Annotated in this window: 9 protein-coding genes and 1 pseudogene; 2 read left to right on the plus strand and 8 right to left on the minus strand. The window is 67.9% G+C overall.

Going from position 1 to position 9076, the window contains the following annotated elements; genetic code table 11:
* The 6 genes and pseudogenes from V6M46_RS08830 to V6M46_RS08855 all read right to left on the minus strand — a co-directional run.
* Nucleotides 1-384 (minus strand): annotated as a pseudogene (locus V6M46_RS08830) (hypothetical protein); the annotation flags it as partial.
* Nucleotides 385-463: 79 nt separating this feature from the next.
* Entirely contained in the window at nt 464-1297 is an 834-nt protein-coding gene (locus V6M46_RS08835) for an ABC transporter permease (RefSeq protein WP_332663862.1), read from the minus strand.
* Nucleotides 1294-2283: an ATP-binding cassette domain-containing protein gene (locus V6M46_RS08840; protein WP_332663865.1), complete on the minus strand. Its 990-nt coding sequence runs from the start codon at nt 2281-2283 to the stop codon at nt 1294-1296. Before V6M46_RS08840 ends, V6M46_RS08835 begins: the two co-directional genes overlap by 4 nt.
* Nucleotides 2284-2496: 213 nt before the next feature.
* Nucleotides 2497-3339 carry a S1 family peptidase gene (locus V6M46_RS08845; protein WP_332663867.1) on the minus strand — a complete coding sequence of 281 codons (843 nt, stop codon included), beginning with the start codon at nt 3337-3339 and terminating at the stop codon, nt 2497-2499.
* 97 nt (nt 3340-3436) lie between these two features.
* The gene (locus tag V6M46_RS08850; protein WP_332663869.1) at nt 3437-3640 is read right to left on the minus strand and encodes a YgaP family membrane protein; all 204 of its coding nucleotides are present in this window, start codon (nt 3638-3640) and stop codon (nt 3437-3439) included.
* A 51-nt stretch (nt 3641-3691) separates the two neighbouring features.
* Nucleotides 3692-5854 carry an MMPL family transporter gene (locus V6M46_RS08855; RefSeq protein WP_332663871.1) on the minus strand — a complete coding sequence of 721 codons (2163 nt, stop codon included), beginning with the start codon at nt 5852-5854 and terminating at the stop codon, nt 3692-3694.
* A gap of 117 nt (nt 5855-5971) precedes the next feature.
* Between V6M46_RS08855 and V6M46_RS08860 the strand changes: the two genes are divergently transcribed.
* Together V6M46_RS08860 and V6M46_RS08865 are read left to right on the plus strand one after the other, a co-directional pair.
* Nucleotides 5972-6373, plus strand: coding sequence for a DUF302 domain-containing protein (locus tag V6M46_RS08860; RefSeq protein WP_332663873.1), 402 nt, complete (start codon nt 5972-5974; stop codon nt 6371-6373).
* Nucleotides 6373-6654 carry a metal-sensitive transcriptional regulator gene (locus tag V6M46_RS08865; RefSeq protein WP_442880481.1) on the plus strand — a complete coding sequence of 94 codons (282 nt, stop codon included), beginning with the start codon at nt 6373-6375 and terminating at the stop codon, nt 6652-6654. Before V6M46_RS08860 ends, V6M46_RS08865 begins: the two co-directional genes overlap by 1 nt.
* 91 nt (nt 6655-6745) lie before the next feature.
* Here the strand turns inward: V6M46_RS08865 and V6M46_RS08870 are convergent, their stop codons facing one another.
* Together V6M46_RS08870 and V6M46_RS08875 are read right to left on the minus strand one after the other, a co-directional pair.
* Complete coding sequence (locus V6M46_RS08870; RefSeq protein ID WP_332663875.1) at nt 6746-8947, minus strand: 3-hydroxyacyl-CoA dehydrogenase NAD-binding domain-containing protein; 2202 nt, start codon at nt 8945-8947, stop codon at nt 6746-6748.
* A 19-nt stretch (nt 8948-8966) separates the two neighbouring features.
* Nucleotides 8967-9076, minus strand: a 110-nt coding sequence (locus V6M46_RS08875; RefSeq protein ID WP_332663878.1) for a hypothetical protein, incomplete at its 5' end; no start/stop codon positions are given.

Consider the following 9076-nt stretch of genomic DNA (forward strand, 5'->3'; position numbering starts at 1 on the left):
CGGCCACCAGTCGGCGACGATCAGGTCGGGCTTGAGCGAGGCGGCCTTCTCGACGTCGATCTCGCCCCAGGTCTCGCCCAGGATCTCGATCCCCGAGAGATCGAGGTCCTTGAGGTTGGGGTCATCCGTGACCGGCCCGGTCGCGTAGATGCCGACCGGCTTGATGCCGAACGACATCAGCGCGGCGGCCTCCGCCCCGCTGGCGATGATGCGCTTGGGCGTCTCGTCGAGCTTGACCGTCTTGCCGTCGCCGGAGGTGAACGACCACGGCCCGCTGCCCTCGGCGTCATCGTCCGATGCGCTCGAGGAGCCGCAGGCGGCAAGGAGGGTGGTGGCGAGCAGAGCGGCGACCGCTCCGCCCGCCAGGCGGCGTACGTAGGACACGACAAGACCTTTCGTCAGGGGACTCAGGTCACCCTAACTTAGGTATGGCTTACCTCGCCAGCCGGGCCACTCCGTGAGATCAGTCCTTGGAACGAGCCTTGAACGCACGCAACGCCAGCGGTGCGAAGATCGCCGTCAGCAGCACGGACCACACGATCGACGCGAGCACCGCATTCTGCAGCGGCCACGCGGCGTCCGACGGGACCGCGCTGGTGTTGCCCCACAGCTCGCGGCAGGCCTGCGTGAGCGCCGAGACCGGGTTCCACTCCGCGATGAACCGCAGCCATGGCGGCATGTGCTCGGTCGGCGCGAAGGTGTTGGCCACGAACGTCAGCGGGAACATCACGGTGAACATGAACCCCTGGACCGCCTCGACCGTGCGCATCAGCGAGCCGACCCAGATGCCGAGCCAGATCATCGCGAAGCCGAAGAGCAGCAGCAGCACGAACGCCAGGACCCCGTTGACGACCCCGTCGCGGATGCGCCAGCCGATCAGCACACCGGTCACCCCCATGACGGCGATGCCGATGCTGGAGTGGATCAGGCTGGAGATGCTGCGCCCCACGAGCACGGACGACCGCGAGATCGGCAGCGACTTGAGCCGGTCGACGATGCCCTTCTGCAGGTCGTTGGTCAGGCCCATCGCCACGACCGCTGACGAGAAGATCATGGTCTGCACCATGATTCCCGGGAGCAGGAACTCCTTGTAGGGAGTGTCGCCGGGCGGGTTGATCGAACCGCCGAAGACGTAGGCGAACAGCAGCACGAACATGACCGACTGGACCGTGACGTCCATCAGCATTTCGGGCATGCGCTTGATGTGGATCAGGTTGCGCCAGACGACCGTGCCCGAGGCGCGGATCATCGACGGCGGATTGATGGGCGGGCGGGTGTTGGACGTCATCGTGGTCATGACAGCACCTCCTCTTCCTCGAACTGGGCCTCCAGGTCGTCGACCTGTTCGGCCTTGTGGCCGGTGAGGTGCAGGAACACGTCGTCGAGGCTCGGACGCTTGAGCCCCAGGTCGTCGACCGGGATCTCGCTGTCCTCGAACACGTGGGCCATGCGAGTCATGTCGCTCAGGCCCGAGGCCTTGGCGGTGATGCGGCGCGAGGTCTCGTCGACGTGCACCTCGCTGGAGACCGTACGGGTCAGCTCGGCGGCGCGCTGGAGGTCGTCCGCGTGTGTGACCGTGACGACGACGCTCGCGGCGCCGGCCTGGTCCTTGAGCTGGGTCGGAGTGCCGGAGGCGATGACCTTGCCCTTGTCGATCACGATGATGTCGTCGGCCAGGTGATCGGCCTCCTCGAGGTATTGCGTCGTGAGCAACAGCGTCGTGCCGTCGCGGACCAGTCCTCGCAGGACTTCCCACAGCTCGGTGCGGCTGCGCGGGTCGAGGCCCGTCGTCGGCTCGTCGAGGAACAGCACGGGTGGGGACGCGATCAGGCTGACCGCCAGGTCGAGCCGGCGACGCATGCCGCCGGAGTAGGTCTTGGCGGTCCGGTTGGCGGCCTCGGTCAGCGAGAAGCGCTCCAGCAGCTCGTCGGAGGCCTTGGCGACGTAGCTCTTGGGCAGGCCGTAGAGCCGGCCGATCAGCTTGAGGTTCTCGCGAGCGGTCAGCAGCTCGTCGACCGTCGCGGCTTGTCCCGTGAGGCCCATGCTGCGGCGCACCGCGTCGGGCTCCTTGAGGATGTCGTGCCCGGCGACGCGGCCGGTGCCGCTGGTCGGGACGCTGAGAGTGGTGAGCATGCGGACGGTCGTGGTCTTGCCGGCGCCGTTGGGGCCGAGCAGGCCGAGGACGGTGCCTTCGGGCACCACGAAGCTCACGCCGTCGACGGCGGCATTGTCGCCGAAGCGCTTGACCAGGTCGATGGCTTCGACGGCCAGGGGGCGGGTCATGGGAGGTCCCTTTCAGATGGTGAGATAGCTCGAGACTATCGCTTGTTCCTAACAGGAATACCACACACGTGTGACATTTCCTGAACGGTTGTCATCGATGCTCAGGACACCATCGTGCGACCTCAACCAGGGTTGAGGTCAACCGCCTGTTCCGGAAAACCGCACCGGCCCCGCGAGCGATGCGCTCCCGGGGCCGGTTTCAGCTGGGTGGGATCAGAGGAACGAGTTCACCCAGGTCTGCACGCCAGCGATGTCGACCCGCTGGTAGCCGTCGATGTAGCGGCAGTTGGAGGTGTAGCCGTAGCTCGTCACGCCGACGATCAGGCCGTCGTGGAAGATCGGGCCGCCCGAGTCACCGAAGCACGTACCGCCGCCGGCGCGGTTGTCGTTCTCGTTGCCGTTGGCCTGCAGGATCTGCGGCGTGAGCTTCTGCCCGATCACCGAGGTCTGCCGACGAATCAGCGGATAGCTCAGGGGCGTCGGCTTCTGCGGGCCCGACTCGGCCTGGCGGACCTCGGTTCCGTAGCCCACGACGTCGAACGCGGTCTTGTTGAGCACGTCGGGCGTGAACTGGTCGAGGTAGTCCTGCGGCGCGACAGGCGCCGGTGCGATGTCGACCGGCTCGTCGAGCACCACGACGCCGACGTCGTTCCAGTTGCCCATGTCAGTGAAGTCGGAGTAATCCGGGTGCGTGTGCGCCGTACCGGACAGCTCACCCATCGCGGCGATCTCGGCATCGGTGTATCCGGCGGCCGGATCGGCGGCCGGTGCGTACGGGTTGGGGCCCGTCTCGGTGATGACCGAGTCGAAGTCGACCAACACGCTGCCGACGACACCGTCGGTGCAGTGCGCGGCCGTGAGGAGGACCGTGGGGCTGATCAGCGTCGCGGTGCAGCGATAACGTCCCGTCGAGTCGTAGAACAGGATCAGCCCGACGTTGGGATGGTCCTCCCCGTCAGGCTCGCCTCCTGTGATCGCGGCGGCCGGGCCGGCGGAGGTGACCGCGGCCAGGAGCACGACGGCCAGGGCCGCCAGTGCTGTACGAATTCGCAACATAGTGTCGCCTTTCCCCTCGAATGTCCGCCGGTTGGCGGGTCCGCTCAGGCTATCCGCGACAGGCAGGGACCACATCTTGGGACTCGGTCCCGGAATGTCAACGGAACGCGCACCCCTTCTCGACGCCGAGACGACGCAGCACGACGGCCGCCGGGCACAGACCCGTGAAGCTCGCCTGGAGGAGGTTGAGGCCGACGAAGGCCGTCAGCAGCAGCCACCACGGCGAGAAGGCCGTGGCCAGCGCGAGGCCGACCAGGGTCAGCGTGCCGGCCAGGGCCATCACCATGCGGTCAATGTTCATGAGTTCTCCTTGTCAGAGGGGAGCCGGCCGGACGATCCGGCCGGCGACGTCTCACCCGTGGGCGAAGGTGATGTTCGGCAGGATCCGCCGCAGCCACCGCGGGACGTACCAGGCGGCACGCCCGGTCAACCGCAGCAGCACCGGCAACAGCACCAGCCGTACGAGGAACGCATCGAGGAGCACGGCGACACCCAGCACGACGCCCATCTCCTTGGGCGGCAGCGGACCGGACAACGCGAACGTGAAGAACACCGCGACCATCACCGCGCCGGCGGCGAAGATGACGCGGCCCGAGTGCGCCAGCGACCCGATCATCGCCTCCTTCGGATCGCCGGAGCGCTCGAAGTGCTCCTTGGCCGAGGCCAGGAGGAAGACCGTGTAGTCCATCGCGATGGCGAAGATCATCGCGAAGAAGAACACCGGTGCCCAGGCATCGAGGAAGCCCTGGCTCTCGAACCCGAGCAGGTTCGATCCCCAGCCCTCCTGGAACACCAGGCGCGCCACCCCGAAGGCCGCGCCGGTCGACAACAGGCTGACGAGAGTGCCGAGCAACGCGATGAGGGGCGCCTGGAGGGCGACGAGCAGCAGCACGAACCCCAACGCGAGCACCACCCCGATGACCAGAGGTGTCGAGTCGTCGAGCTGGGCCTTGAGGTCGAGGTTCTCGACCGCCGCACCTCCGACGTACGCGGAGTCTGGCAGGTCCGCGCGGAGCTGCTCGACGGCTCCCGCGAGCCTCTCGTCGGACGGGTCGAAGGCAGGCACCGCCTGTATGAGCGCCAGCCCGCTGCCGTCGTTCGCCTCGACGGCCGGCATCGCACCCGAGATGTGGTCATCGGCGCTGAGCACGTCAGCGGCCTTCGCGGCCTCCGACTGCTTGACGACGATCTGCAACGTGCCGGGTGCCCCCTCGCCGAACGCCTCCTGGACCCGGTCGTAGCCGACCCGAGCGGAGGAGTCCTCGGGCAGGACCTTGATCGAGGGCATGGCGGTCTTGAGGCCCAGCACCGGCGCGGCCAGGGCGACGAGCACGACGAGCGACACGGTGCCCCACAGAATCGGGCGCCTCCACAGCCGCTCCCCCCAGGCTGCGAATCGGGCCGACCGATGCTCTCCGGTCTTGACCCAAGGCAGCGCCAGCTTGTTGATCCGGTGGTCCAGCTTGAAGAGCACCAGGGGCAGCAGGGTGAGGGTGGCGGCCAGCACGAAGACGACCGACAGCATGATGCCCCCGGCCATCGACCGGAAGGCGGGGGACGGCACCAGCATGACGGCCGAGAGCGACACCAGGACCGTCAGGCCGGAGAGCAGCACGGCCTTGCCGGCCGTGTCCATCGTCTGGGCAACGGACTCACGTGCACTCAGCTTCGCCCCCATGCGGGCCGCTCTGTAGCGGGCGACGAGGAACAGCGCGTAGTCGATCCCGAGGGCCAGGGCGAACATCATCGCGAAGTTCATGGCCCAGATCGAGACGGGGATGAGCTCGTTGATCAGCACCAGCGACCCGGCCGAGGCCACCAGACCGGCCAGCGTCAACAGCAGCGGCAGCCCTGCGGCGACAAGGGCTCCGAAGGCCAGCACGAGGATCGCCAGCGTCACGGGCCACGAGACCATCTCGGACTTGAGCATCGCGTCGAGGTTCGCCTCGTTGAAGTCCGACCAGAGCAGCGACGCCCCGGTGGGGTTCACCTGGACCCCGGCTCCGGACAGGTCCTGCAGGGGACCCTTGAGGTCGGTGGCGACCCGGACCATCTCGTTGGGATCCGCGCCGGCTCCACCGAGGACGACGGCGGTCGACCCGTCACGGCTCAGCGTCGCTCCCGGCTGGGGGGCGATCACGTCGGCGATCCGGGGCTCGGCCCGGAGGACGTCCTCGACCTTCGCCAGGGCCTGGCCCGCGCGCCCCTCGGTCACGGGTCCGTCTGTGCTGTGCACGACTACCTGGATCGCCGACGACGCATTGCCACCGAATCGCTCCTGGGCCAGCTCGCGCACAGCGACGGACTCCGACCCGTCGGCCTGCCACCCGGCGCCGGAGAGGTTGTGCTCCACCTTCGGGGCGAAGACGCCGAGCCCGATGACCACCACCAGCCACGACAGCGTCACGAGGCGTGAGTGGCGTGTGACCCAAACCCCCAGGCGGCCCAGGAGGCCGGGCGACGAGTCGTGCGTGGGGTTCGGGGTGGTCCGGTGGCCGAGGGCCGTCTGGGACATGCGTACTCCAAGGATGTGGGTTGAGATGAACCCCCTGGGGGGTTATGCTTGATCGTATCAGATCCCCCCGGGGGGTTACGCCGAGGCGTCATCCCCACCCGATGAAAGGGAGCACCCATGACGGAGCTCACGATGAAGGTCACCACCACCAAGCCGTACGACGAGACGGTCTCACTGGTGCGCGACCGGCTCGCCGACGCAGGGTTCGGGATCCTGACGGAGATCGACATCGCCGCCACGCTCAAGACGAAGCTCGATGTCGACGTCGAGCCCCAGGTCATCCTGGGCGCCTGCCGCCCGCAGCTGGCCCACCTCGCCCTGCAGGCGGACCCCTCCATTGCGGCGCTGCTGCCGTGCAACGTGGTCGTCCGGGCTGACGGCGAAGGCTCGATCGTCGAGGCGATCAATCCACAGGCCATGATGGGCATGGCTGCCGATGCCTCGGCCGCCCTGCGTGAGATCGCAGACGAAGCCCGCGCCCGCCTCGCCGGTGCGCTCGACGCCGTAAAGGACGAATGATGCCCGACAGCGCAGCGATGGACCTCCAGCCCGAAGAGATCAAGGCCATCATCACGCGGATGAAGCGGGCGAACGGCCACCTCACGAGTGTCATCCGCATGATGGAGGAGGGCTCGGACTGTGAGTCCGTCCTCACGCAGCTCGCGGCCGTCAACAAGGCCATCGCTCGTGCCGGCTACGCGATCGTCGCGACCGGGATGCAGCACTGCCTCACCGAGGGCGACGGTCCCGACGGCGTCGACGCCAAGAAGATGGAGAAGCTGTTCCTCGCGCTCGCGTGAGGCATCGCTGACGCCCCATGAACGCCCGCGCCCCCCGGTCGATGACCGGGGGGCGCGGGGTGGCTCAGCGTTGGGTGGTCAGCTCACGACCTCAGGCAAACTTCTCGCCGTTCTTGGCCTTGTCGAGCAGCAGCGCCGGGGGCTCGAACCGCTCGCCGTACTTCGCTGCCAGCTCCTGCGCCCGCTCGGTGAACGCCTCGACGCCGATCCGGCCGTCCGGCGCCTCGTAGCCGTTGATGTACTGCAGCGCACCGCCCAGCAAGGGAGGGAAGCCGATGCCGAAGATCGAGCCGATGTTGGCGTCGGCGACCGTACGGAGCACGCCCTCCTCGAGGCAGCGCACCGTGTCGAGCGACATGACGAACACCAGGCGGTCCTTGAGGTCCTGGAAGTCAGGCTGCTCCGCGGCGACCGGGAAGTGCTCGGCGAGGCCCGGCCACAGGCCCGTGCGCTTGCCGTTCTCGTCGTAGTCGAAGAAGCCCTTGCCGACGAGCTTGCTCGTGCGGCCCAGCTCGATCATGGTGTCGATGACGTCCTCGGAGCCCGTACGGACCCACGTGCCGCCCTCGTCCTCGACGGCCTTCTGCGAGGCGACCCGGATCTTCTTCATGAGCTCGAGGTTGAGCTCGTCGCTGATCTGGATCGGGCCCGTCGGGAAGCCGGACTGGGTGGCGGCGCGGTCGATCGAGACCGGGTTGACGCCCTCGGCCAGCATGCCGAGACCCTCGTTGATGTAGTGCCCGATGACGCGGCTCGTGAAGAAGCCGCGGCTGTCGTTGACGACGATCGGCGTCTTCTTGATCGCCTGGACGTAGTCGAGCGCGTGCGCGATCGTCTCGTCGTTGGTCTTGGCGCCGGCGATGATCTCGACCAGCGGCATCTTGTCGACCGGCGAGAAGAAGTGGATGCCGATGAAGTCCTCAGGCCGCGTGACGCCCTCGGCGAGGCCGGTGATCGGCAGCGTCGAGGTGTTGGAGCCCAGCAGCGCGTCGGGGTTGACGACGGGCTCGAGCTCGGCGAACACCGAGTGCTTGAGCTCGACCGACTCGAAGACCGCCTCGACGACCAGGTCGCAGCCCTTGAGGTCGGCGTAGTCCGCGGTCGGGGTGATGCGGGCCAGGAACGCGTCCTTCTTCTCCTGCGTGATGCGACCCTTCTCGAGCTGCTTGTCGAGGAGCTTCTCGCTGTACGCCTTGCCCTTCTCGGCGGCCTCGAGGCTCACGTCCTTGAGGACGACCTCCATGCCGGCCTTCGCCGAGACGTACGCGATGCCGGCGCCCATCATGCCGGCGCCGAGCACGGCGACCTTGGTGAACTTCCTCGGCTCGATGCCCGCGGGGCGCGAGCCGCCCGCGTTGATCGCGCCGAGGTCGAAGAAGAACGCCTGCGTCATGTTCTTGAACTGCTGGCCGATCAGGAGCTCGACCAGGTAGCGCGACTCGATGCGCGACGCGGTGTCGAAGTCGACCTGCGCACCCTCGATCGCGGCGCTCATGATGTTGCGCGGAGCCTTGTAGCCGGCGCCCTTGACCTGCTTGCGCAGGTTGGACGGGAACGCGGGCAGGAACGCGGCGAGCTTGGGGCTCGACGGCGTGCCACCGGGCATGCGGTAGCCCTTGCGGTCCCACGGCTGCGTCGCGGCCTCCTCGTCGCCGGCGTTGGCCTCGATCCAGGCCTTGGCGGCCGGGAGGAGCTCGTCCTGGGTCGCGACGATCTCGTCGACCAGGCCCTTGTCCTTGGCCTGTGCCGGCTTCATGCGCGGACCCTGCAGCAGGATGTTCATCAGCGCGTCCTGGATGCCGAACATGCGGACCGTACGCGTGACGCCGCCGCCACCGGGGAGCAGGCCGAGGGTGACCTCCGGGAGGCCGATCTCGTAGCCGCCGTCGGCCGCGATGCGGTGGTGCGTCGCCAGCGCGATCTCGAGGCCGCCGCCGAGCGCCGCGCCGTTGATCGCTGCGACGACGGGCTTGCCGATCGTCTCGAGCTTGCGCAGGGACGCCTTGATGCCCTCGACGTGCTCGAAGAGCTGGGGCGCGTCCTCGGGCTTGGCCTGGATCATGAGGTTGAGGTCGCCGCCGGCGAAGAAGGTCTTCTTCGCCGAGGACACGATGACGCCCTTGACCTGCTCGGGGTCGGCCGCGATGTCGGCGGCGAGCTGGTCGACCGCGTGGGCCATCCCGTCGGCGTACGCCTGGTTCATCGTGTTGGCGCTCTGGCTCGGGTCGTCGAGGATCAGGTGGGCGATCCCGTCGACGAGCTCGTAGCGGACAGCTTCAGTGGTGCTGGTCATGTGTGAGTCCTAGTCCGTTTCAGATTCGTTCGACGATGGTCGCGATGCCCATGCCGCCGCCGACGCAGAGCGTGGCGAGGCCGTAGCGCAGGTCGCGGCGCTCGAGCTCGTCGATGAGGGTGCCGAGGA

The sequence above is a fragment of the Aeromicrobium sp. genome (assembly GCF_036676885.1).
Taxonomy (GTDB): Bacteria; Actinomycetota; Actinomycetes; order Propionibacteriales; family Nocardioidaceae; genus Aeromicrobium.

Excerpts from the sequence above, each read along its gene's own strand:
- V6M46_RS08860 (WP_332663873.1), top strand. The coding sequence starts at position 5,972 with ATGACGGAGCTCACGATGAAGGTCACCACCACCAAGCCGTACGACGAG.
- V6M46_RS08845 (WP_332663867.1), bottom strand. The coding sequence starts at position 3,339 with ATGTTGCGAATTCGTACAGCACTGGCGGCCCTGGCCGTCGTGCTCCTG.
- V6M46_RS08865 (WP_442880481.1), top strand. The coding sequence starts at position 6,373 with ATGCCCGACAGCGCAGCGATGGACCTCCAGCCCGAAGAGATCAAGGCC.
- V6M46_RS08850 (WP_332663869.1), bottom strand. The coding sequence starts at position 3,640 with ATGAACATTGACCGCATGGTGATGGCCCTGGCCGGCACGCTGACCCTG.
- V6M46_RS08870 (WP_332663875.1), bottom strand. The coding sequence starts at position 8,947 with ATGACCAGCACCACTGAAGCTGTCCGCTACGAGCTCGTCGACGGGATC.
- V6M46_RS08840 (WP_332663865.1), bottom strand. The coding sequence starts at position 2,283 with ATGACCCGCCCCCTGGCCGTCGAAGCCATCGACCTGGTCAAGCGCTTC.
- V6M46_RS08855 (WP_332663871.1), bottom strand. The coding sequence starts at position 5,854 with ATGTCCCAGACGGCCCTCGGCCACCGGACCACCCCGAACCCCACGCAC.
- V6M46_RS08835 (WP_332663862.1), bottom strand. The coding sequence starts at position 1,297 with ATGACCACGATGACGTCCAACACCCGCCCGCCCATCAATCCGCCGTCG.